This is a genomic window from Pseudomonas sp. AC016, from assembly GCF_979253365.1.
Window position 1 is genome coordinate 1,662,180 of record NZ_CEEDCC010000001.1, and the last position, 21,379, is coordinate 1,683,558.

Here is a 21,379-nt window from a genome sequence, read left to right on the forward strand (position 1 = left end):
GCTCAGTTACAGCGCACTGCTGACCTTGGCAGCCACATCATCGGGCAGCCACGCCTTCCAGACTTCAGGGTGCTGCTTGAGAAATGCCTGAGCGGCGACCTTCGGATCGGTGCGTTTTTCGCTCATGTCTGCCAAGGTCTTGTTGAGCAGATCAATGGGCAGATCCACCTTCTTGAAGAACGTCACCAGCTCCGGGTGTTTCTCGTTGAATGGTGCTGACACGCCGATGGACAGCTTGGCCGCCAGCGATGCGGAGCCCTGGGGATTGGCGTTACTGGCATCGGTCAGGGTTTTCCAGGCGTCGGCGTTGAAAGGCGGCTCCTCCAGCTTGATCAGCTTGTACTTGCCCAGCAATGGCGTGGGCGACCAGTAGTAGAACAGCACCGGTTTGCCACGGCGAATGGACGAACCGATCTCGGCGTCCAGTGCGGCCCCGGAGCCGGTACGGAAGTTGACGAAGCTGTCATCCAGCTTGTATGCCTTGAGCTTCTGAGTGTTGACGATTTCCGAGGTCCAGCCGCTTGGGCTGTTGAGGAAGCGTCCCTTGTCCGGCGACTCAGGGTCTTTGAACACATCCTTGTAGCGGGCCAGGTCCTGAACGGTTTTCAGCTCGGGAGCCAGCGGTTTGATGCCCTTGGCCGGATCGCCCTTGATGACGTATTCAGGCACCCACCAGCCTTCGGTCGCGCCTTTGACGATGTCGCCCAGCCCGAACACCTTGCCGTCGGCTTCAGCCTTGACCCACACCGGGCTGCGGCCGGTCCACTCTTCGGCGATGACCTGAATGTCGTTTTTGGCCAGCGCGGTTTCCAGGCTGACGGTACTGCCGGGCAGCGTGTCGGTCGAGTAGCCGTAACCTTTCTCGACCACTGTGCGCAGCACCTCGGTAATCAGGCTGCCACTTTCCCAGGTCAGCGCGCCGAATTTGATCGGCTCTGCCTTGTCGGCCGCCAGCACAGGCTGTCCGAGCAGCCCGAATGCCAGCAGCGAGCCGCCCAGAAGTTTTGTTATGGATTTCATGATCACCTCAAGGTGCGGGTGTGAACTGGATGTCTGAAAGCTATCGACACCGGCCGGGTACGATTAGTTGTAGCCGTCTGCGCAAGCATGCGGGAAGGTTAGCCGCCGAGCTGTATGATGCGGCCCCTCTGTTGTGCACCTGTGAGCCGTTACTCATGCCTGATACACATTTCATGCCCTTGCCCGATGCGTGTCGGCCTTTGCTGGGCAAGTTCTATCGCCAGCATCAGTCCTCGATGCGCGCCGCCAGCAAGGGTCAGGCCTGGGTGGCGAAACGGCAGGAAATCATCGGCGCACTGTGCCTCACGCCGGTCGAGAACGGACATTGGCTGACAAGCCTATTCGTGGCACCGGAAGAACGTGGACAAAGCGTGGCGAAGCGTTTGATCGAGGCCGCAGTACAACCGCTGACCGGACCGGTCTGGCTGTTCTGTCATCCGGATTTGACGGGCTTCTATCAGCCTCTGGGATTCGAGGAGGCGCAGCGCTTGCCGCAGTCGCTGGGCGAGCGTTTCATGCGTTACAGCCGCAGCAAGGCGCTGGTCGCCCTGTGCCGCAACGCATGAAAGCCAAGGTCACTCGTCGGCGTTGGGGTCCATGTCGGGGAACATCACATCCATGAAGCCGAACTTGCTGAAGTCGGTGATGCGTGAAGGGTAAAGACGGCCGATCAGGTGGTCGCATTCATGCTGCACGACGCGGGCGTGAAAACCGAAGGCGTCGCGCTGGATCGGTTGTCCGTCCGGATCGAAGCCTTCGTAGCGGATACTCTGAAAGCGATTGACCATGCCACGCAGGCCCGGCACCGACAGGCAGCCTTCCCAGCCTTCTTCCACGGCCGGGTACAGCGGCGTGATGACCGGATTGATCAGGATCGTCTGCGGCACGGCTTCAGCCTGCGGGTAGCGCTCGCTGCGCTCGAAGCCGAAGATCACCAGCTGCAAGTCGACGCCGATCTGCGGGGCGGCAAGACCCACACCGCCAACGCTCTCCATGGTTTCGAACATGTCAGCGATGAGGGTCTTGAGTTCCTCACTGCCGAACATTGTCTGCGGCACGGGTGGAGCGATGCGAAGCAGGCGCTCATCGCCCATTTTCAGTATCTTGTGAATCACGAAGTCAGTCCTTTCAAGGATTCAGCGCTATCGCTGTGTGGACATGCGATTGTCCGAATCAGGTTCATCAGCCTTGGGCAGCGGCACGGAATGATCGCGACCCAGGCCGGAAACGTGCTGTTTGCCAACACCCTCGCCACCACCGTCGCCCGCTTCCTTCTCGCCCTCTTCCTTGCCTTCGGCAGACATGTGCTCGATGACCGCATTCATTTCCGCACCCAGCAGCAGCACCGCAGCGGAGATGTAGAAATACAGCAACAGCACGATGATCGCACCAATGCTGCCGTACATGGCGTTGTAGTCAGCGAAGGTCTTGACGTAGAAACCGAACGCCAGCGACGCGACGATCCATACAACCACCGCCAGCACCGAGCCTGGGGTAATGAAGCGGAATTCCTGTTTGACGTCAGGCATGACGTAATAAATCAGCGCCACGGCGACCATCAGCAGCAGGATGATGGCCGGCCAGCGCAGGATGGTCCACAGCGTCACGATGAACTCTTCCATGCCGATCTGCGCTGCAATCCAGTTCATCACCTGCGGACCCAGCACCATGAACGCAGCTGCGGCGAGCAGCATCCCGGCGATGCCGACGGTGTAGAAGATCGACAGCGGAAAGCGCTTCCAGATCGGGCGGCCCTCCACCACATCGTAGGCAGCGTTCATCGCACTCATCATCAGGCGCACACCCGCCGAAGCGGTCCAGAGCGCGATGAAGATACCAATGGACAGCAGACCGCCCTTGGACTGCTGCAATTGGTCGATCACCGGGTTGACCTGCTCCAGTGCCTGCGGTGGCAAGACCAGTTCCGACTGCAGGCGCAGCCAGGAAAAGAAGTCAGGCAAGTGCAGGAAACCGATCAGCGCGATCAGAAAAAGCAGAAACGGGAACAGAGAAAACAGCATCTGGTAGGCCAGTGCCGACGCGTAGGTGGACATCTCGTCGTCGAGAAACTCGTTGACGGTGCGTACCAGCACTTTGCCAACCGACAGTTTACGCAAATGGGGGAAAATCATGGCGTTTCCTCTCGCTCCCTTACTGGAACACCTTACATCGTCAAGACCGGACATCGCTGCAATTATCTGCCAATTCAATGACAAGCATGCGCAGCGACCGATGTCACATTGACTTGACGGGCCGTAAAAGGTTTCAGTTGCGCAGAGCAGAATGCATAACGGTCATCCTGGGATGACCGTTATCTGCATCGTATTCCTCCCGGACTGCTCGCCGGAAGAGATCGGCTTACGCCTTGTCGACGCCCTTCTTTATGGCATCCTTGGCTTCGCCCTTGGCCTGCTGGCCTTCGCCCTTGATTTCCTGCGCCTTGCCTTCAGCCCTCAGCTTGGTGTTGTCAGTCGCCTTGCCAACAGCCTGCTTGACGTTACCAGCTGCTTCATTGGCCATGCCTTTGATTTTATCGCCAGTGCTGCTCATGGGTGTATCTCCTGGGTCTGAAGACCGCATTGGAATCGGATGTCGTACTCGACATAAGGATTGACCGGCGGTTTTCGCCAAGAGTTTCAAGTATTTTTCGTGCTCCGGCGGCCGTTCGTCTGCCGCCCCGTTTACCTGCATTTCTGTTGTTCGCCGCGAGCGAGAGGCAGAGTTTGTGCGAGAATGCGCCGCACAGTTGCCAGGCACGGTCCGGCGCGCTGAACAAACCGATTCACAGGAACGTTATGAAACTCGATAAAAAGCTGGCCATCGCACGCAGGAACCAGGATCTGGGCGGCGCTGTGCTCGGCGTCAACAACACCCATTTCGCCGTGCTCGACCACAAGCGCAATATCTGGTGGTTCGACCTGCCCGTCCCGCGTCTGCAGGTAGGCCAATACGAGTGGCTGCACTTGCTGATGTACACGCCTGAAACGGATCAGCTTCTGCACTTGAAAGTCACCACCGTGTTCATGCGTGACCACATCGAAGGCCTTGAAGTGCGCAACGCCGACAAGCGCAAGCCCACCGTCAGCCTGGAGCTGAGTGCCGACAAGGACTCCTGGCTCAAAGACATGCGCCCCAAGGGCAGTAACCTGAGCTTTGCGGGCTTTTTGCAGGACTGATCACGCCGCGAACGCTGGACTGTGGGGAGGCTTCACCACGTCTTAGACGTAGACGCTGTCGCGCGGCAAACACGGACCGTAGGAGCGCGCTTGGTCTGGGCGGCAATCCGACGATAGGTTCTTACACACAGAAAATCAGTGACTGACATGACGCAATCGCGGGCAAGCGCGCTCCTACAAAAAATCGCATTCCTTCAGTGGGTTACAGGTTGTTTGATGAGAGGCGGCTTGCCGGCGATTCAAGTCGGCGCGGCTTGTCAGCCAAACCGACGCGCCGCCAGATACCCCGCAGTGCCCGCGAGTGCCGACACCACGGTGCCCCACGCCAGATCCACCAGCGCCAATTGCGCAGGCCAGCCCTGCAGCGTGGCCCAGTTGGTCAGGTCGTAGGTGCCGTAGGCAATCAGCCCCAACAGACCGCTGTACAGCGTTGCCCGCCCCATGCGTTGCTCCCTGAGCGCAGGCATCACCCCGAATATCACTACACCTGCGCCGTACAGCAGATAGAACGCCACCGCAGGCCCGATCACCGGGGTTTGCAGCATCAAGGGTCCCAGCCACTCGCGGTACGTAGGGCCCATCAGCACCCCCAGCCAGATTCCATCCAGCACCAGAAACGCCAACAGCGTGCCGACGTAAGCCGTGACGATCGTTTTCAAAGGTATTTTCATGGGGCGTCCTTGAGGATTTCGACGGCAGAAAGCCCTCGTATGAGGGTATGACCTGTGCAAGTCGAAAAATGATCCTCCGAATGGCAGGACTTTTACGGGGTTACGGGAGTCAGTGTTAATTAGCGTTATGGAGTTTGGCGAATGAACACTGCGGGTCCTTTTAAAATCGATGTGTGGAGCGACTACGTCTGTCCCTTCTGTTATCTGCAACTGTCGGTACTTGAACAGCTTCAGCAAAGCTATGGCGAGCGGCTTGAATTCAACTGGCACGCCTTCGAACTGCGCCCCGACCCTATCGCCATGCTTGACCCCGATGCCGATTACTTGCGTGCCACCTGGTCACGCTCCGTGCTGCCCATGGCCGACAAACGTCAGGTCGTGATGAAGATGCCCACGGTTCAACCCCGTAGCCGCAAGGTGCTTCAGGCAGCGGCTTTCGCCAGAACGGCGGGACGTTTTGCCGATTTCCACAAAGGTGCGTTCAAGGCGTTTTTCGAGGACGGGCTGGACATCGGCGAGACGCCGACACTGCTGGAGCTGGGCCATACCCTCGGTCTGGACAGGCAGGCACTGGAAGATGCGCTTGTCGCCAGCGAATACGAAAAAATCGTGCTTGATGATCAGACGCTGGCGCAGAAATTGGGGTTGAGGGCGGTTCCGGTCGTATTGCTGCGGCGCGATGAAGAAACCCTTGAGCAGGCCAGGGTGTTCAACGGCACGCTGCCGTTCAATCGTTTGAAGCAGGAAATCGACAGGCTGTCAGACCGGGCCTGACCTGCGCTGCATCAGGGCAGTGCGGTCAGCCCCTGATCACTGTCAGACCAGATCGATACGATCGGCGTGGATCACGATCTGACCCTGCTTGTACAAGGCACCGATGGCTTTCTTGAAGTTGCCTTTGCTGACGCCGAACAGACCGCTGATGACCTGCGGATCGCTCTTGTCGCTGACCGGCAAGGTGCCGTTGTTGTCACGCAGCTTGGCCAGGATCTTCGAATTCAGACTGCTCGCCGCTTCGGCACCCACCGGTTGCAGACTCAGGCTGATATTGCCGTCTGCACGGATTTCCTTGATGAAACCCTTTTCCTGCTTGCCGGCGCGCATGAACTTGAACACTTCGTTTTTGTGGATCAGGCCCCAGTGCTTGTTGTTGATGATCGCCTTGAAGCCCATGTCGGTGGCTTCGGCCACCAGCAGGTCGACTTCCTGACCGACGCTGTAGTTGGCAGGCGTCTTGTCCAGATAGCGATCCAGGCGTGCCGTGGCGGTGATGCGGCGGGTGTGCTTGTCGAGGTAGACGTGCACCACGCAATAGTCACCGGCCTGCAGCGTGCGCTTCTCTTCCGAATAGGGCAGCAGCAGGTCCTTGGGCAGCCCCCAGTCCAGGAATACACCGATGCTATTGACTTCGACTACCTTGAGGCTGGCGAACTCGCCCACCTGAACCTTGGGTTTTTCGGTGGTGGCGATCAGCTTGTCTTCGCTGTCCAGATAGATGAAAACGTTGAGCCAGTCTTCATCTTCGCTGGGCACATCCTTGGGGATGTAACGATTGGGCAGAAGGATTTCGCCATCCTGCGCACCGTCCAGGTACAGACCGAAGTTAGTGTGCTTGACCACTTGCAAGCTGTTGTAGCGCCCGATTAAAGCCATGTGCAGATACCCTCATTACGTGGGGCGCATTCTACCCGACTTTACGCCGACGTTCGCGCTGCAAGGCAGGACGCCAACACTGCGGGCAGACAAATGAAATTCCAGACGGGAACGTGGCTCTCCACTCGTCAGTTGGATGCACCGATCTGGCGCACATGATATCGGGTAGCCAGCAAACAAGGTCATGAACTTCATCAGGCAAAACAATCGCTTGGCGGTTCTATAAACAGAAAAAAGCTGTTTTGACGCGGGCGTCCCTTCTTTTGGCTGCCAGATTCGCCAAGCAATGACCGAGGGTTTCCTGTACGATGGCTGGCCGTATTACGTTTATGAAGGTAAATGGCAGCCATGCGTATCAAAGCATCCCACTCGAAAGCCAAGCCCGCACCAGCCGTTGAAACGAGCGACTCGATCAACGCACAGATTGCGGCTTTCCTGAAGTCCGGCGGCGAAATCCAGCAAATCGCCAAAGGCGTGAGTGGCCAGACTTTCACACCATCCAAGCAGATCAACCTCGGCAAGAAGTAACACCCCCGCCTTGCTCGTCGATCTCTATGCGCCTTGACCTTCAGGGCGCTAGATTGACCATCCTTCGCTGGATATTCCTCCTGTCACGCTGCTACTCTCTTGTCTGATATCACTATGACCACGAGCTGGATCCTGCTCGGGTAGTTGTCTCATTTGCGGAATGCTCGAATGAAGAACTGGATGCTTTTCGGCGCTCTTTTGTACCTGGGTGGCTGCGCATCGCATCACTGCGAGAACGGTCCCAATGACAGTCAGCTCACCGACAGCCCCTGCCGGGCCGGTCACCTGCTGTATCAGAACGACATGCTGCAGGCCAAGCTGCTGATCAGCGAAGACAACCGCGAAAACTACGAGTTGGCTGAAGCCATGCTGCGCCGTGCCGCTTTGGATGACGCGTCGGGCGAAGCGGAGTTCTATCAGGCCGTTCTGCTGATACGCCAGCAGGCCGACCACCAACAGATCATCGATCTGCTGCAGACTGCCGCCGCACACAAGCACCCGCTGGCCATTGCCCTGCTCTCCCAGCAACTGAGCATCAGCGATCCGAAACGCTCCGAGCACTACCGCAACGAGTACGCGGAACTGGATGTTGCCAAGAGCGGCTACCCGTCTTTCGAACAGGCGCTTGTGGTGATTCGCGGACTGGTCATTCCCTCTGCACAGGCGACTGCGTCCAACTGACACACGGCGAATCGACGAACGGCGCCCTGCGCCACGATTTCGACGGTATCCTTGCGAGGCTCTAGCACGCGGCTTGTGTCGGGCTTCCGGGCCATTTCTCGATACGCCATTCCTGACCACACTCCTCGACACATTAAGGAGTGAGCCATGCTCAGCCATCGCTTACATGCGTTGACCTTCAGCGCCCTGTTCATAAGTCAGTCCATATCTGCCCAGGTTCTGGAGCGGGACTTGGGCGACTTCGACCTGAAACTGGCTACGACCCCGACGCGCAGCATGGCGCAGGGCCTGGTCACACCCAGTGGCGGCTCAGGCTCGTTTCATGGCGGTATGGACCTGACTCACGACAGCGGTTTCTACTTCGGCCAGTGGGCACCCAACATGGGGTTCACGCCCGACAGCGCGCTGGAAGTCGACTCCTACATGGGCTTCAAGAAACCCTTCGACAATACGCTGGGCTACGAGCTGGGCATGATTCGCTACAGCTACCCGGACACCAGCCAGATCGACAGCCACGAGTTCTATGCCGGATTGCGGATGCTCGACAGTCGGGTGGGCGCTGCTTTCAGCAACGACGTGGGCTCGCGTGACAGCACAGTGTTCATCGATCTGGGTGCCATCGAACGGCTCGGCATCGGCGTGCGCATGCAGTACGCCAACCATCAGTTCGACACGCCGCAGACCTCTGATGACGGCGGACAGATCAATGGTTTCAATGACTGGTCCCTGAATCTCTCACGTCCCTGGCTGGGCATCGACATGAACCTGATCTACAGCGGGTCGAGCCTCAGCGGTGGCGATTGCAGCGTCTACAGCGGCCACAATGCGCGCTGCGACGGCACCTTCACCCTCAAGGCCGTGCGTTCGTTTTTCTGATACCGCATCCCGGTTGAACCCCTTGGCGCTACACTCCTCTACTGCACAGCATCCATGCAGGTCAGTGCCCCCGAGGAGCGTTCATGCAGTCTCTGTTCAAAGCCTTCATTACGATGTTGATGGCCGTGTCGCTGCTTGCCGGGTGCAATCAGGTAGGTCTGGCTTATCGCAATCTCGATGTGATCATTCCATGGACGCTCAGCGACTATCTGGACATGAACTCCGCTCAGAAAGACTGGCTCAACGTGCGCCTCAAGCAGCACCTGAGCTGGCATTGCAGCACCCAGCTGCCGGAGTACCTGACCTGGCTGGACAAGCTGGAAGAGATGGTGAAAAACGATCAGGTCACCTACGAGGGTCTGGAAGCACGCACCCGTGAGGCCAAGGACGCCATCGCCAAGATTTCTCGCGAGATCACACCGTCTGCTGTCGAATTGCTGAGCCGCTTCGATGACAAGCAGGTCGAGGAAATGCAGAACGCCTTCGCCAAGGACCAGCGTAAGCGCGAGAACAAATACCTGGATCAGCCTCTGGAACGCCAGATCGCCGAGCGCGCCGACCGTATGGAAAAGCGTCTGACACCGTGGATCGGCAAACTCAACCAGCCTCAGAAAGACCGCATTCAGGTGTGGTCCGCTTCATTGGGTGAACAGAACAAGGCGTGGATCGAAAACCGCACGCACTGGCAGAACCTGTTTCTGACCACGGTGCAGCAGCGCCAGTCCAGCGACTTCCCGCAGCGCATTGCCGCGTTGTTGCAGGATCGTGAGACGTTCTGGACCCCGGAATACCGCAAGGCTTACGACCAGACCGAGAAAGCGGCGATCTCCCTGATTGTCGACATCACCGCGCAAAGCACTCAGGAGCAACGAGACCGCCTGCTGAGCCGGATCGCTGACATGCGCAAGGATTTCACCGATCTGAACTGCCTGAAAGCGGCGGGTGCAGCCCAATAGTCGTAGTGGGCGAGGAGCAAAGACGCGCTGCACGCTGGCAGCGCGTACAGTCAACGGGGATCAGGCAACCTGAGCCTTGGACGCCACTTCATCGAACGTGGCCGGATCCAGCCCATCCTCTTGTCTGTCCAAGACCTCACGCGGATGGTCGTTGCCGGGGATACTGCTGTCGATCAGCGCCAGCAGGCTTGAACCACGCGGGGTGAGGATGAGCTTCGAACGCCCACTGTCTTCTTCTGGCGGGCGCGACTGAATAAAGCCACGGTTGGTCAACAGCTCCTTGAGCTGTGCGGCTTCGGCCTGAAGGCTTCCAGCGTCAGCCACCGCCTCGCCTTCCGAGGCTTTAGCCGTGGTGTATTCCCTCGAGTCAAACGAACCGCCGCTGTTCTGCACGTCATGAAGCAGACGTTCGATAAGGTCCCAGTTGTAATTCATTGTAAAACCCTCCGTCCTGCATGGATGAACGGCTCGTGACATCCGGTCACAAGCGCCTGTCTCAACGTTGTGACCTGCGGGGTGTGCAGCCGTTCAGCCGAGGGTGCCGGGTGGCAGGAGGGAACGCGCAAGAACTGATCAGCTCACGCAGGTCTTACGGGTGCGTACGCCGGGACGCGGAGCGTCCTGAGAGGCATTCCCACGCGGAGCGTGAGGAACGATCAGTGTGAGGCTGTAACCGATCAGCTCACGCAGGCCTCACGGGGGTGTACTCCGGGACGCGGAGCGTCCTGAGAGGCATTCCCACGCAGAGCGTGAGGAACGATCAGTGTGAGGCTGTAACTGATCAGCTTACGCAGGTCTTACGGGGGTGTACGCCGGGACGCGGAGCGTCCTGAGAGGCATTCCCACGCAGAGCGTGAGGAACGATCAGTGTGAGGGCTGAAGCCTTTGACTGATCGCTCACGCAGCTCTTACGGGTGTGCAAGCCGGGACCCGCTCAGGCTTACTCAGCCGATGGCGCCGGGGTGGTGCGTTTTTTCAGGGGTGCCATGCCGTCCTGGCTGACCAGATCGGACTTGGGACGGTTGGCGGTCTTGCGCTTGGTCGGGCCTTTGGCGGCGACTTTTTTCTTGTCGCCCTTGGCGTCGGTCTTTTTCTTCTTCACACCAACAGCCTTGCCCGACGCCTTGACCTTCTTCGGTCCGCCGTAGGTACCTTTGACTTCCTTGATGACACGGCGCTCGAAGCTCTGCTTGAGGTAGCGCTCGATGCTCGACATCAGGTTCCAGTCGCCATGGCAGATCAGCGAGATCGCCAGGCCTTCGCTGCCGGCACGACCGGTACGGCCCACACGGTGCACGTAGTCGTCGCCGCTGCGTGGCATGTCGAAGTTGATGACCATGTCCAGACCTTCAACGTCCAGACCACGGGCCGCAACGTCGGTTGCGACCATAACCTTGGCGCCGCCCTGCTTCAGACGGTCGATGGCTGCCTTGCGGTCTTTCTGGTCCTTGTCGCCGTGCAGCACGAAGGCTTTGTATTCCAGCGCCACCAGACGGCCGTACAGACGGTCAGCCATGGCCTTGGTATTGGTAAAGATGATCGCTTTCTGATAGGTCTCGTTGGTCAGCAACCAGTTCAGGACCTGCTCTTTGTGCACGTTATGGTCAGCCATGACGATCTGGTGACGTGTGCCGGAAGCCAGTTCGCTGACGTTGTTCAATTGCAGATGCTGCGGATCCTTCAGAACCTTGCCAATCATCTCGCGCAGGCCCGCACCACCGGTGGTGGCGGAGAACAGCATGGTCTGCTCGCGACCGGCACATTCACCAGCCAGACGCTCGACGTCTTCGGAGAAACCCATGTCCAGCATGCGGTCGGCCTCGTCCAGCACCAGCACTTCAACGTGCTTGAGGTCCAGGTTGCCTGCGTTGAGTTGTTCCAGCAGACGACCAGGCGTGCCGATCAGAATGTCCGGCACCTTGCGCAGCATCGCGGCCTGGGCCTTGAAGTCTTCACCACCCGTGACCAGACCCGCCTTGACGAAGGTGAACTGCGAGAAGCGTTCAACTTCCTTCAAGGTCTGCTGGGCCAGCTCGCGGGTCGGCAGCAGGATTACGGCGCGGATGTCCACGCGAACCTTGGCCGGGCCGATCAGGCGATTGAGGATCGGCAGGACGAAAGCTGCTGTCTTGCCGCTACCGGTTTGCGCAGTCACCCGCAGGTCGCGCCCTTGCAGTGCCAGCGGAATGGCCGCTGCCTGCACAGGCGTAGGCTCGACAAATTTAAGCTCGGCCACAGCTTTAAGCAGGCGTTCGTGCAGGGCGAATTCGGAAAACACGGGTGTTACCTCGACGAAAAACAAAAATACAGCTGCATAGCGTAACGGTTTCGAGCGCCGGGGCCGAGTTTCTTTACCACCAACGGCTGATTTTGTTTGGCGACGAGGGCATCAAACGTTGGCGTCGAACCTGAACGAACGCTGGCGGCACAAGGCATTCCGGCGATTTCGGGACGCGGGTCACAGTTTCCCCCGCTACCTTCAGATTCCGTTAAGAAACCGCTCGGATACTCCCCTTCACTCGCTGACTGGGACCTCATCAATGCCTGAAATCGACTGGAACATCTGCCTGCCGCTGCACTTCGGCAGTCATGACGCTGCACCACTGACCCTCTCCCACGCACCAACCGACGCCCCTCAGCGCACTGCGTTCGAAGCCTTTATTCAGACCCGTTTCCAGAAAGCCCACGGCGCGAACATCAAGCAGTTCATGCCTGAGCTGTTCGGGCTCAGCGATGGAAGCGGAGCACTCTGCGCCGTGGCTGGTGCCAGACTGGCGACAGCCGGGGCACTGTTTCTCGAGCGATATCTGGACGAGCCGATCGAGCATCAGGTGCACAGGGCCGCTGGCCGTCCGGTCGAGCGACAGGCCATTGTCGAGGTCGGCAATCTGGCGGCCAGCAACCTGGGCAGCGCTCGGCTCAGCATCATCACCGTCACCTGGCTGCTGGCCATGTGCGGGCTGGAATGGGTGACGTTCACCGGCAACAACGCGCTGGTCAACAGCTTCAACCGGCTGGGCCTGTGCCCGGTCACGCTCGGCCCGGCCGATCCGCTGCGTCTGGGTGACGACCGACACGCGTGGGGCAATTACTACCAGACTCAGCCCAACGTCCATGTGGGCGACATCGGCGCAGGCTTCCGCCACTTGAGCAACACGGGGGTGTTCGAACGCTTTGGCTTGCCATTGGCGCTGGAGGAACATTGCCATGTCGCATGAACGTGAACAGTTCTGGCAGCGACTGGAAAGTTTTGCCTACGAGCAGCCTCACCGGATCGCGCTCAAGGGCGACACTGTGGAGGTGAGTTACGCGGCACTGATCGTCGAGATCGACCAGCGTCGACAGCAGTTGCGACAGGCAGGCACCCGAGTAGTGGCGCTGATGCTGGACAACAGCCCCGATGCATTGCTGTGGGACCTCGCCGTTCTGTTCGAAGGTTTGGGCTGCGTAACCCTGCCGCCGTTCTTCAGCGTCAGCCAGCAATTGCACTGTCTGGAGCAAAGCCAGGCGGATCTGGTCATCGCCGAGCCTGCGTATCACGCACATCTTCAGGCTGCGCACTACGAAGCTCGCGCGGAAAACGGTCCGCTGTTCTGGCGTCGCGCTTTCAAGACGCATTCCCTCATGCCGTCGGGCACCGCCAAGCTCACGTTCACCTCAGGCACCACAGGGACGCCCAAAGGCGTGTGCCTGAGTGCCAACAGCGTGCTGACCGTTGCCCGTGAGCTGTACGAAGCCAGTCGCCCGCTGCAACCGGAGAACTACCTGACCCTGCTGCCGCTGGCGATTCTGCTGGAAAACATTGGCTGCTATGCGGCGCTGTACGCAGGGGGCAGCCTCAGTCTGCCGAGCCAGCAGACCCTCGGCATCCAAGGCGCCAGCGGCGTCGACGCCCGGCGCCTGCTGAGCTGTCTGAATCAGCAATGCGCCGACAGCATGATTCTGGTGCCACAACTGCTGCTGTTGCTGGTCACGGCCTGTGAAATGGCTGCGTTCGACGCCTCAATGCTGCGCTTCGTGGCAGTGGGCGGCGCACGCGTCAGTCAGGAACTGCTGGTTCGCGCCCAGGCGGCAGGCATTCCGGTCTACGAAGGTTACGGCTTGTCGGAGTGCGCATCGGTGGTGGCGCTGAACCGGCCCGACACGCAGCGTGTCGGCAGCGTGGGCAAACCGCTGCCTCATGTTCATGTTCGCCTGGCTGAAGATGGCGAGGTGCTGATCGGCAACGTTCCAATGCTGGGTTATCTGGGTGAAACGCCGCCCACCAACGTCTGGTGGCCGACGGGCGATCTGGGCGAGTTCGATGCCGACGGCTATCTGTACCTGAAAGGCCGAAAGAAGCACCAGTTCGTCACCAGCTTCGGGCGCAACGTCAACCCGGAATGGGTCGAGGCCGAACTCACCCAAAGCGGGCACATCGCCCAGGCGTTCGTTTACGGCGAGGCCATGGCGCACAACCATGCCCTGCTCTGGCCGCAACGCCCCGAGATGACCGACTTTCAACTTGCCGAGGCCGTCGCCCAGGCCAATCAACGCTTGCCCGATTACGCCCAAGTGAGCGACTGGACCCGCCTGCCACAACCATTCAGCCCGGCCAACGGGCTGGCTACCGCCAATGGCCGACCACGCCGCAACGCCATTCTCGATCATTACCGCTCCCTGTTCATTTCGTCGAACCCAGCCGAAGGTATTTCATCATGAGCTTCTTCCAGACCCTGCAGGACGCCACGCAGCAGGAGCGCGAAACGCTGTTCAACCTGCCGATTATCCGCCAGGCATTGAAGGGCCAGGTCAGCCTGGAGAGCTACCGGGCCTTTCTGTCCCAGGCCTACTACCACGTGCGCCACACCGTGCCGCTGATGATGGCCTGCGGCGCCCGGCTGCCCTCCCGACTGGAATGGTTGCGTGCGGCGGTGTGCGAGTACATCGAGGATGAATACGGCCACGAACGCTGGATCCTCGACGACCTGCGCGCCTGCGGTGGCAATGCGGACGCCGTGCGTGACGGATCGCCTGCCACGCCCATCGAGCTGATGGTCGCCTACCTCTACGACCTGATCGCACGCGGCAATCCGGTCGGACTGTTCGGCATGGTCAATGTGCTGGAAGGCACCAGCATCGCGTTGGCGACCCATGCCGCCGACAGCATCCGCGAACATCTGGAACTGCCCGCTGCCGCGTTCAGTTACCTGAGTTCGCATGGCAGTCTGGACGTCGGCCACATGGAGACCTTTCGCACGCTGATGGACCGCCTCGACGACCCACAGGATCAGGCCGCCGTGATTCACACCTCGAAGATCGTCTATCGCCTTTACACCGACATGTTCCGCGAGTTGCCGGGCGTGCTGGCACACGACCACAAGGAAAACGCTCATGCGACTGTCTGATACCCGCGTCGTGCTGACCGGTGCCAGTGGCGGAATCGGCCTGGCGATTGCCGAGGCGCTGTGCAGCCATGGCGCGCAGGTGCTGGCGGTGTCGCGCAACGGGCAGCCGTTGCGCTCGCTGCTTGCCGCGTACCCCGACAACCTGCACTGGGTCGAAGCCGATCTGTGCAGCCAGGAAGGCCGCAAACAGGTGGTGGCAAGGGCGCAGGCAACGGCGGGCGTGAACCTGCTGATCAATGCGGCAGGCGCCAATCACTTTGCGATGCTGGAGCAGCTTTCGACCGACGACATCAACGCTATGCTGATGATCAACCTGCACGCACCGATTCTGCTGACCCGCGCAATGTTGCCGCTGCTCAGGAGCGCCGGGCAGGCCATGGTGGTGAATGTCGGCTCGACCTACGGTTCCATCGGCCACGCGGGTTATGCGACCTATTGCGCGAGCAAGTTCGCCTTGCGCGGGTTCTCTGAAGCGCTGCGCCGCGAGCTCGCGGACACACATGTCGGCGTCCTGTACGTTGCGCCAAGGGCCACCCGCACCACGATGAACAGCCCGGCGGCGCAGGCATTGAACGAGGCGCTGAAATCCGGTGTCGATGATCCGGCGTACGTGGCGCAAGCGGTGGTGCATGCCATTGCCGGTGACCGGCGAGACTTGTACCTGGGCTGGCCGGAGCGTTTTTTTGTACGCCTCAACAGCCTTTTGCCCATGTTGGTCGACCGCGGCCTGCGTAAACACCTACCCTTGATTCGTCGTCTGAGCAGTACTCACCCGGAAGAGAAACAGACTTTATGAAAAGAATCGTGTTGGCCTTCGTCGGCCTGATCAGCCTGCCCGTGTGGGCAGCACTGGATGCACCTGACCAGAAACGCCTGGATACCATCCAGCAGGACTGGCGGCGCATTCAGTACGACCTTCCCAAGGATCAGCGTGTCGCGGCGTTCGAGAAGCTGGCGACCCAGTCCACAGCCTTCGTCAAGGATCGGCCGACCGCAGCCGAGGCCTGGATCTGGTCCGGTATCGTCAATAGCAGCTGGGCCAGCGCCCAGGGTCCGGGGCTGGGCGCACTGGAAAAAGCCAAGCTGGCCAAGGCCGATCTGGAAAAGGCGCTGAGTATTGATCCTAACGCCCTGCAGGGCTCGGCCTACACCAGCCTCGCCGTGCTTTACGACCGCGTGCCAGGCTGGCCGCTGGCTTTCGGTGATTCGGACAAGGCCGGCGAATTGTTGCAGAAGGCGCTGAAAATCAACCCGGACGGCATCGACCCGCTCTACTTCTGGGGCGATCATCAGTACCGTCAGGGCAAATACGCCGAAGCCCGCGATGCCTTGAACAAAGCCTTGAAAGCGCCACCCCGCCCCGGCCGCGAGCTGGCAGACGCTTCACGCAAAAAAGACATCCAGACCCTGTTGGTCGATGTAAACAAGAAGCTCGACTGACGGAGCGACCATGCGCCTGCTGCTTATCGAAGACGACGCCGCCCTGGGCGAAGGTATCCATCAGGCATTGAGCCGTGAAGGCTATACCGTCGACTGGATTCGTGACGGCAGCAGCGCGCTGCATGCACTGCTCAGTGAAACGTTCGATCTGGCGATTCTCGACCTCGGCCTGCCGAGGCTGGACGGTTTCGAGGTGTTGCGGCGGCTGCGTCACAGCGGCTCGACGCTGCCGGTGATGATCCTGACCGCACGCGATTCCACCGAAGACCGCATCACCGGGCTGGACACCGGCGCTGACGATTACCTGATCAAGCCTTTCGACGTCTCTGAACTCAAGGCCCGTCTACGCGCCCTGCTGCGTCGCAGTGCCGGACGCGCCAAGGTGCTGATCGAGCATGCAGGCATCAGTCTGGACCCCGGTACCCAGCAGGTCAGCTATCACGGCGAGCCCGTTGCGCTGACGCCCAAGGAATACCAGTTGCTGTACGAACTGCTTTCGCCACCGGGCCGGGTCATGACCCGCGAGCGGTTGATGCAGTTGCTTTACGGTTGGAACGAAGGGGCCGAGAGCAACACCCTTGAAGTGCATATCCACCACTTACGCAAGAAATTCTCCAGCGACCTGATCCGCACGATCCGTGGCGTCGGGTATCTGGTGGAGGAACGTTCTTGAAGTCGATCCGCCGCCGTACCCTGACGCTCATCATCGGCCTGCTGCTGGCCGGTCTGCTGGTTCTGACGCTGTTCAACGTGCATGACAGCAATCACGAAATCGCCGAAATCTACGACGCTCAACTGGCGCAGAACGCGCGCTTGCTGGAAGGCATCATGCGCATGCCGCTGGAGCGCAAGGAACACGCCCAACTCTACGAGGCATTCAATCTGGCGCTGGCGCAGGCCGAGCCGCGTATCGATGGCCATCCTTACGAAAGCAAGATCGCCTTTCAGGTCTGGGACAAGGACGGTCGCTCACTGGTGCGCACCGCGAGCGCTCCGACCTTTACCCACCCGCCGGACAGGGCCGGTTTCAGTGACTTTCCCGACCTGAACCAACACCACTGGCGAGCCTTCGTGCTCGATGATGCCCATGCCGGTCTGCGCATCTGGGTGGGCGAGCGTGACGACGTGCGCTCGGACCTGGTCAACCGGATCGTTCGCCACACCGTGCTGCCCAATCTGATCGGCAGCCTGCTGCTGGTGCTTGCCATCTGGCTGGCCATCGGCTGGGGCCTTCGGCCATTGGCCAACTTTGCCCGTACGCTCAGGGGGCGCCATGCCGGGTCGCTGCAACCCCTTGATCTCGCACCGCTGCCGAGTGAACTGGAGCCCATGCAAGCGGCGTTGAACCGGATGCTGGGGCAGATCCAGGAGTTGCTCAAACGCGAGCGCCGCTTCATCGCCGACGCGGCCCACGAGATGCGTACGCCGCTCGCGGTGCTCAGGGTGCATGCGCAGAATGTGCTGGAAGCGCACAACGAAGAACAGCGCAAAGAATCGCTGGGCTATCTGATCATCGGCGTCGATCGCACCACGCGGCTGGTCAATCAGTTGCTGACCATCGCGCGCCTGGAGCCTGAGTCTTCAAGGGCAGGCAGATCTCCCGTGGAATTGGTCAGTGCCGTGCGCGACAGCCTGGTTCAGTTGACGCCATGGGTACTAAATAAGGGTCTGGAACTGTCTTTCGACTGCAGCGAAGCCGGGCGCGAGGCGAACGTGGATTTCTCCGCCCTCGACATCGCCCTGCACAACCTCATCACCAATGCCGTCAACTTCTCGCCCGCAGGCGGGCAGATCACGGTGGGCCTGTCATTTACAGCCCAGCACTTCGAATTGACAGTCGACGATCAGGGACCCGGCATTGATGAGCAGGAACGTGAGCGCTTGTTCGAACCCTTCTACAGCCGTGGCAGCGATCAGGGCGTGGGACTCGGGCTGGCTATTGTGCAGAAAGTTGCGCTCTTGATGGGCGGTGGCGTCAACCTGCAGAACCGGACGGGTGGCGGGCTCAGAGCCAGCCTGAGAGCGCCGCTGGGCTGATATGGACCTCGCACGACTCCTTGTCTGAAAGAGCGTTTACGCCTCGTAAACGCCGGTCTATAGTTAATGGAGCGATGATCAATCGCTTCTTGATCAATACGTTCCATTAACACTTAAGATGATCGTTGTTATAGCCATTCGCTTTTTTCCGTGAAGGTTGCAGGCAGGCCGATACGATGACGGCTTATAGTGAAATCAAGTAAACACATTAGTTATAGATAAGGGACTGTCTATGAACATCATACTTTCAGGCCTGGCAGCCGCAACGCTGCTCATGGGCCTTTCCACTGCATCGCAGGCTATGGAAAGCTGTCCGGCTGCCTCGACAATCACACAGGACTCTGCCGGTATCTACACAGCGAAAGGGGAACAGGGCGAGTGGACCAGCAAGACCCCCGTCAACAAGTTGAATCTTGGACCAAACATTACTTTTCTAAACGCGACGGTCTTGCAGGCCGATGAAAAATCACCTCAGGAACTCCAGAAATGCATCTATAAAACACAGGACGGCATGAGCCTCGACCTGTATTTCATCACGACAAACAAAAAAGAATTCACTGTAAATATCCAAGGCGCATCGTGGAAAGCAGAGCCCGGCTATTTTGGCTCTATTAATAACGTCTGCGAGAACACGACACCCGAAAATTGCAGATTCACGATTGTTCAGTAACTCGCAGGTTCTCAAGGCTCTTTAACCAGCTGACACCGCCTGGATAGAGAGCCTTTCGGTGTTGTTGTCAGTGACCTGCTGCGATATTCAATTCACGCCGCGAACCCAACCGACTGATCCACAGCGACACCAGAATAAGCACCCCGCCAATCAACAACCGGCTCAACGGCTCGTGCTGGTTCCAGATCAGCAGGTTGATCAGCAGGCCGACCGGCACATGCAAGACGTTGAACACCGCGAGCGTGGCACCGGAAACCATGCAGGCGCCCTTATTCCACCAGTACATACCCAGCGCAGTCGAACACAGGCCGAGGAACAGCAGCACGCTCCATTGGGTCGGGTCTTCGGGCAAGCGTTGTGGGTTGCCGAACGCCAGGAACGCAGGCAGCACCACGGCCAGCGCGCCGAGGTAGAAATAGCCGAAGCGGCGATAGTGCGGCAGGTCGCTGGGGTAGCGCACTACTAAACGCCGGTACAGCACCTGCCCGGCGGCGTAGGTGAAGTTGGCCAGTTGCAGCAGCAGGAAACCGCCAAGGAAGTCACCGTCCAGACCGTCATAACGGATGACGCCAGCACCCAGCACGGCAACCAACGCGGCCAGCAACGCCCATGGATTGAAGCGCCGGTTCAAGGCGTCTTCGATCAGCGTCACGTGCAGGGGCGTGAGGATGGTGAACAGCAACACTTCCGGCACCGTCAGCACCTTGAAGCTCAGGTACAGGCAGACGTACGTGATGCCGAACTGCAGCGCACCGATGAGCAGCATGCCGCGCATGAACGCCGGTTCGACCTGACGCCAGCGGGTCAGCGGAATGAACACCAGCCCGGCCAGCACGACGCGGATCAGCACCGCGAAATAACTGTCGACATGGCCTGCCAGATAAACGCCGATCAGGCTGAAGGAAAACGCCTGGATCAGCGTCACGAAAAGTAGATAGCCCATGCTCGCCCCTTTTTTGAAGGGCGCGACCATAGCCGGTTGCGGACGGGGCTGTCCACAGCGGAGAACGGCAGGTCAAGGCGCTACCACAGTCCGGTGATGCTGCAAGACTCAACCCTGATCGTGCCCATCGCTCCGCGCTCAGCGTTATACACAAATCTTCTTGGATGACTGCGACGATGATCGTTCCCACGCTCTGCGCTCATCGTTATACACAAGTCCTCTTGGAGGAATGCAACGGTGATCGTTCCTACGCTCTGCGTGGGAATGCCTCCCAGGACGCTCCGCGTCCGCTCTCGAATATGGCGCAGATGCTAGTCCAAGCTCCAGCGTTACCCACGTCATGCGCTCGGCTCACTGAATCCGCAGTCTGTGCCATTTGTGACGCGGAGCGTCACGGGAGGCATGCCCACGCGGAGCGATGGGCACGATCAGTGTTGAGGCAGACTTGTGTATAACGATGAGCGCTCTGCGTGGTAACGCCTCTCAGGACGCTCCGCGTCCGCTCTCGAATGTGGCGCAGATGCGTGGACAAGCTCCAGCGTTATCCACGTCATGCGCTCGGCTCACTGAATCCGCAATCTGTGCCATTTGTGACGCAGAGCGTCACGGGATACATGCCCACGCGATGGGCACGATCAGTGTAGAGGCGGACTTGTGTATGACGATGAGGGCCGGGCGTGGGCCGATTACTGAGCAACGCTCACATCCACATGCAAGGCCAGCCGGGTAATGAACGACGACGAGTGACCTATGCTTGGCGCCACTCCCCTTGCTCACGCTTCAGTCGTTACAGGTGTAAACCCGATGCCTCGAAAAACCCTGCGCACCTGCTGCTCTGAAAAACTGCTGACTGCCCTGCTGTGCATCAGCGCGCTACCTGCGCTGATGCCGCATCGGGCCGATGCCCAGACAAGCCAAAACACCACCCGAGAACACCCCATGCGCATTGCAATGCTCGCCAATGGCAAGACCCTGACGTTTCAGCTTGAAGACAATCAGACGTCAAGAGACTTCGTTGCCCTCTTGCCCCTCGACCTGGCGTTGGAGGATTACGCCTCGACCGAGAAGATCAGCACGCTGTCACGCAAGCTGACCACCGAAGGCGCACCGTCCGGCTACACCCCTGCCACAAAAGACTTTGCCTATTACGCGCCCTGGGGCAACATCGCGATCTTCCACAAGGGCTTCAAGTATTCGCCAGGGCTGATCAAGCTTGGCACGCTCGAATCGGATCTGGACCTGATCCGCCAGCCGGGGCCGTTGAACGTCAGGTTCGAACTGATCAAGGACTGAACGCAAAAAGCCCTGCTTCCCGGCAGGGCTTTTTTTGTGCGTCGAGCC

Annotated in this window: 25 protein-coding genes; 16 read left to right on the forward strand and 9 right to left on the reverse strand. The window is 59.5% G+C overall.

All coding sequences use genetic code 11. The annotated features are described in order from the left end of the window. Window positions 1-6: 6 nt before the first annotated feature. Window positions 7-1,020: an ABC transporter substrate-binding protein gene (locus tag AC0IXS_RS07325; protein WP_043306147.1), complete on the reverse strand. Its 1,014-nt coding sequence runs from the start codon at window positions 1,018-1,020 to the stop codon at window positions 7-9. 155 nt (window positions 1,021-1,175) lie between these two features. On the opposite strand from AC0IXS_RS07325, the gene AC0IXS_RS07330 reads away from it, so the two are divergent. Then, entirely contained in the window at window positions 1,176-1,586 is a 411-nt protein-coding gene (locus AC0IXS_RS07330; protein WP_137202945.1) for a GNAT family N-acetyltransferase, read from the forward strand. 9 nt (window positions 1,587-1,595) lie between these two features. Here the strand turns inward: AC0IXS_RS07330 and def are convergent, their stop codons facing one another. The 3 genes from def to AC0IXS_RS07345 form a co-directional block, all read right to left on the reverse strand. Further along, on the reverse strand, window positions 1,596-2,135 hold the full coding sequence (gene def / locus AC0IXS_RS07335; RefSeq protein ID WP_057408057.1) for a peptide deformylase: 540 nt from the start codon (window positions 2,133-2,135) through the stop codon (window positions 1,596-1,598). Between the two features lie 27 nt (window positions 2,136-2,162). Further along, window positions 2,163-3,152, reverse strand: coding sequence for a YihY/virulence factor BrkB family protein (locus tag AC0IXS_RS07340; RefSeq protein WP_043306150.1), 990 nt, complete (start codon window positions 3,150-3,152; stop codon window positions 2,163-2,165). A gap of 226 nt (window positions 3,153-3,378) precedes the next feature. Beyond that, window positions 3,379-3,570: a CsbD family protein gene (locus tag AC0IXS_RS07345; RefSeq protein WP_004888250.1), complete on the reverse strand. Its 192-nt coding sequence runs from the start codon at window positions 3,568-3,570 to the stop codon at window positions 3,379-3,381. Between the two features lie 245 nt (window positions 3,571-3,815). On the opposite strand from AC0IXS_RS07345, the gene AC0IXS_RS07350 reads away from it, so the two are divergent. Then, window positions 3,816-4,196, forward strand: a complete 381-nt coding sequence (locus tag AC0IXS_RS07350) for a hypothetical protein (protein ID WP_004888248.1) — start codon at window positions 3,816-3,818, stop codon at window positions 4,194-4,196. Window positions 4,197-4,453: 257 nt separating this feature from the next. On the opposite strand, the gene AC0IXS_RS07355 is transcribed toward AC0IXS_RS07350, so the two are convergent. Further along, window positions 4,454-4,855 (reverse strand): DUF2177 family protein, encoded by a 402-nt coding sequence (locus AC0IXS_RS07355; RefSeq protein ID WP_191954980.1) that lies wholly within the window; start codon window positions 4,853-4,855, stop codon window positions 4,454-4,456. Between the two features lie 153 nt (window positions 4,856-5,008). Between AC0IXS_RS07355 and AC0IXS_RS07360 the strand changes: the two genes are divergently transcribed. Further along, the gene (locus tag AC0IXS_RS07360) at window positions 5,009-5,641 is read left to right on the forward strand and encodes a DsbA family protein (RefSeq protein WP_471824235.1); all 633 of its coding nucleotides are present in this window, start codon (window positions 5,009-5,011) and stop codon (window positions 5,639-5,641) included. A gap of 42 nt (window positions 5,642-5,683) precedes the next feature. Here AC0IXS_RS07360 and AC0IXS_RS07365 read toward each other — a convergent pair whose 3' ends face one another. Next, complete coding sequence (locus tag AC0IXS_RS07365; protein ID WP_004887568.1) at window positions 5,684-6,520, reverse strand: CvfB family protein; 837 nt, start codon at window positions 6,518-6,520, stop codon at window positions 5,684-5,686. Window positions 6,521-6,859: 339 nt separating this feature from the next. On the opposite strand from AC0IXS_RS07365, the gene AC0IXS_RS07370 reads away from it, so the two are divergent. From AC0IXS_RS07370 to AC0IXS_RS07385, 4 genes are all read left to right on the forward strand, one after another. After that, window positions 6,860-7,048 (forward strand): hypothetical protein, encoded by a 189-nt coding sequence (locus AC0IXS_RS07370; RefSeq protein WP_025994762.1) that lies wholly within the window; start codon window positions 6,860-6,862, stop codon window positions 7,046-7,048. A gap of 168 nt (window positions 7,049-7,216) precedes the next feature. Next, entirely contained in the window at window positions 7,217-7,729 is a 513-nt protein-coding gene (locus tag AC0IXS_RS07375; RefSeq protein WP_025994763.1) for a hypothetical protein, read from the forward strand. Window positions 7,730-7,876: 147 nt separating this feature from the next. Further along, entirely contained in the window at window positions 7,877-8,605 is a 729-nt protein-coding gene (locus tag AC0IXS_RS07380; RefSeq protein WP_025994764.1) for a TorF family putative porin, read from the forward strand. A gap of 83 nt (window positions 8,606-8,688) precedes the next feature. Continuing rightward, window positions 8,689-9,561 (forward strand): DUF6279 family lipoprotein, encoded by an 873-nt coding sequence (locus AC0IXS_RS07385; protein ID WP_025994765.1) that lies wholly within the window; start codon window positions 8,689-8,691, stop codon window positions 9,559-9,561. A gap of 60 nt (window positions 9,562-9,621) precedes the next feature. On the opposite strand, the gene AC0IXS_RS07390 is transcribed toward AC0IXS_RS07385, so the two are convergent. Further along, complete coding sequence (locus AC0IXS_RS07390) at window positions 9,622-9,996, reverse strand: hypothetical protein (RefSeq protein WP_057408061.1); 375 nt, start codon at window positions 9,994-9,996, stop codon at window positions 9,622-9,624. Between the two features lie 505 nt (window positions 9,997-10,501). Further along, entirely contained in the window at window positions 10,502-11,839 is a 1,338-nt protein-coding gene (locus tag AC0IXS_RS07395) for a DEAD/DEAH box helicase (RefSeq protein ID WP_122667709.1), read from the reverse strand. A 262-nt stretch (window positions 11,840-12,101) separates the two neighbouring features. On the opposite strand from AC0IXS_RS07395, the gene AC0IXS_RS07400 reads away from it, so the two are divergent. From AC0IXS_RS07400 to AC0IXS_RS07435, 8 genes are all read left to right on the forward strand, one after another. After that, window positions 12,102-12,779, forward strand: a complete 678-nt coding sequence (locus AC0IXS_RS07400; RefSeq protein WP_471824239.1) for a thermostable hemolysin — start codon at window positions 12,102-12,104, stop codon at window positions 12,777-12,779. Then, complete coding sequence (locus AC0IXS_RS07405; protein WP_122689374.1) at window positions 12,769-14,262, forward strand: AMP-binding protein; 1,494 nt, start codon at window positions 12,769-12,771, stop codon at window positions 14,260-14,262. The genes AC0IXS_RS07400 and AC0IXS_RS07405 overlap by 11 nt, the downstream gene beginning before the upstream one ends. Continuing rightward, window positions 14,259-14,948 (forward strand): TenA family transcriptional regulator, encoded by a 690-nt coding sequence (locus tag AC0IXS_RS07410; RefSeq protein WP_058432462.1) that lies wholly within the window; start codon window positions 14,259-14,261, stop codon window positions 14,946-14,948. Before AC0IXS_RS07405 ends, AC0IXS_RS07410 begins: the two co-directional genes overlap by 4 nt. Beyond that, window positions 14,935-15,744: an SDR family oxidoreductase gene (locus tag AC0IXS_RS07415; protein ID WP_069144833.1), complete on the forward strand. Its 810-nt coding sequence runs from the start codon at window positions 14,935-14,937 to the stop codon at window positions 15,742-15,744. The genes AC0IXS_RS07410 and AC0IXS_RS07415 overlap by 14 nt, the downstream gene beginning before the upstream one ends. Beyond that, entirely contained in the window at window positions 15,741-16,388 is a 648-nt protein-coding gene (locus AC0IXS_RS07420; RefSeq protein ID WP_025994771.1) for a tetratricopeptide repeat protein, read from the forward strand. Before AC0IXS_RS07415 ends, AC0IXS_RS07420 begins: the two co-directional genes overlap by 4 nt. A gap of 10 nt (window positions 16,389-16,398) precedes the next feature. Next, window positions 16,399-17,061 (forward strand): response regulator, encoded by a 663-nt coding sequence (locus AC0IXS_RS07425; protein ID WP_057408066.1) that lies wholly within the window; start codon window positions 16,399-16,401, stop codon window positions 17,059-17,061. Further along, window positions 17,058-18,425, forward strand: coding sequence for an ATP-binding protein (locus AC0IXS_RS07430; RefSeq protein WP_471824242.1), 1,368 nt, complete (start codon window positions 17,058-17,060; stop codon window positions 18,423-18,425). The genes AC0IXS_RS07425 and AC0IXS_RS07430 overlap by 4 nt, the downstream gene beginning before the upstream one ends. A gap of 232 nt (window positions 18,426-18,657) precedes the next feature. Continuing rightward, complete coding sequence (locus AC0IXS_RS07435; protein ID WP_025994773.1) at window positions 18,658-19,095, forward strand: DUF3757 domain-containing protein; 438 nt, start codon at window positions 18,658-18,660, stop codon at window positions 19,093-19,095. A 67-nt stretch (window positions 19,096-19,162) separates the two neighbouring features. Here AC0IXS_RS07435 and AC0IXS_RS07440 read toward each other — a convergent pair whose 3' ends face one another. Then, entirely contained in the window at window positions 19,163-20,038 is an 876-nt protein-coding gene (locus tag AC0IXS_RS07440; RefSeq protein ID WP_122572770.1) for a carboxylate/amino acid/amine transporter, read from the reverse strand. A gap of 804 nt (window positions 20,039-20,842) precedes the next feature. On the opposite strand from AC0IXS_RS07440, the gene AC0IXS_RS07445 reads away from it, so the two are divergent. After that, window positions 20,843-21,331: a cyclophilin-like fold protein gene (locus tag AC0IXS_RS07445; protein WP_122667705.1), complete on the forward strand. Its 489-nt coding sequence runs from the start codon at window positions 20,843-20,845 to the stop codon at window positions 21,329-21,331. Window positions 21,332-21,379: the final 48 nt, after the last annotated feature.

Bases quoted from the DNA above. Each gene is read 5' to 3' on its own strand.
- AC0IXS_RS07325 (WP_043306147.1), bottom strand. From the start codon at position 1,020: ATGAAATCCATAACAAAACTTCTGGGCGGCTCGCTGCTGGCATTCGGG.
- AC0IXS_RS07330 (WP_137202945.1), top strand. From the start codon at position 1,176: ATGCCTGATACACATTTCATGCCCTTGCCCGATGCGTGTCGGCCTTTG.
- AC0IXS_RS07340 (WP_043306150.1), bottom strand. From the start codon at position 3,152: ATGATTTTCCCCCATTTGCGTAAACTGTCGGTTGGCAAAGTGCTGGTA.
- AC0IXS_RS07345 (WP_004888250.1), bottom strand. From the start codon at position 3,570: ATGAGCAGCACTGGCGATAAAATCAAAGGCATGGCCAATGAAGCAGCT.
- AC0IXS_RS07350 (WP_004888248.1), top strand. From the start codon at position 3,816: ATGAAACTCGATAAAAAGCTGGCCATCGCACGCAGGAACCAGGATCTG.
- AC0IXS_RS07360 (WP_471824235.1), top strand. From the start codon at position 5,009: ATGAACACTGCGGGTCCTTTTAAAATCGATGTGTGGAGCGACTACGTC.
- AC0IXS_RS07365 (WP_004887568.1), bottom strand. From the start codon at position 6,520: ATGGCTTTAATCGGGCGCTACAACAGCTTGCAAGTGGTCAAGCACACT.
- AC0IXS_RS07370 (WP_025994762.1), top strand. From the start codon at position 6,860: ATGGCAGCCATGCGTATCAAAGCATCCCACTCGAAAGCCAAGCCCGCA.
- AC0IXS_RS07375 (WP_025994763.1), top strand. From the start codon at position 7,217: ATGAAGAACTGGATGCTTTTCGGCGCTCTTTTGTACCTGGGTGGCTGC.
- AC0IXS_RS07380 (WP_025994764.1), top strand. From the start codon at position 7,877: ATGCTCAGCCATCGCTTACATGCGTTGACCTTCAGCGCCCTGTTCATA.
- AC0IXS_RS07385 (WP_025994765.1), top strand. From the start codon at position 8,689: ATGCAGTCTCTGTTCAAAGCCTTCATTACGATGTTGATGGCCGTGTCG.
- AC0IXS_RS07390 (WP_057408061.1), bottom strand. From the start codon at position 9,996: ATGAATTACAACTGGGACCTTATCGAACGTCTGCTTCATGACGTGCAG.
- AC0IXS_RS07400 (WP_471824239.1), top strand. From the start codon at position 12,102: ATGCCTGAAATCGACTGGAACATCTGCCTGCCGCTGCACTTCGGCAGT.
- AC0IXS_RS07405 (WP_122689374.1), top strand. From the start codon at position 12,769: ATGTCGCATGAACGTGAACAGTTCTGGCAGCGACTGGAAAGTTTTGCC.
- AC0IXS_RS07410 (WP_058432462.1), top strand. From the start codon at position 14,259: ATGAGCTTCTTCCAGACCCTGCAGGACGCCACGCAGCAGGAGCGCGAA.
- AC0IXS_RS07415 (WP_069144833.1), top strand. From the start codon at position 14,935: ATGCGACTGTCTGATACCCGCGTCGTGCTGACCGGTGCCAGTGGCGGA.
- AC0IXS_RS07420 (WP_025994771.1), top strand. From the start codon at position 15,741: ATGAAAAGAATCGTGTTGGCCTTCGTCGGCCTGATCAGCCTGCCCGTG.
- AC0IXS_RS07425 (WP_057408066.1), top strand. From the start codon at position 16,399: ATGCGCCTGCTGCTTATCGAAGACGACGCCGCCCTGGGCGAAGGTATC.
- AC0IXS_RS07435 (WP_025994773.1), top strand. From the start codon at position 18,658: ATGAACATCATACTTTCAGGCCTGGCAGCCGCAACGCTGCTCATGGGC.
- AC0IXS_RS07440 (WP_122572770.1), bottom strand. From the start codon at position 20,038: ATGGGCTATCTACTTTTCGTGACGCTGATCCAGGCGTTTTCCTTCAGC.
- AC0IXS_RS07445 (WP_122667705.1), top strand. From the start codon at position 20,843: ATGCCTCGAAAAACCCTGCGCACCTGCTGCTCTGAAAAACTGCTGACT.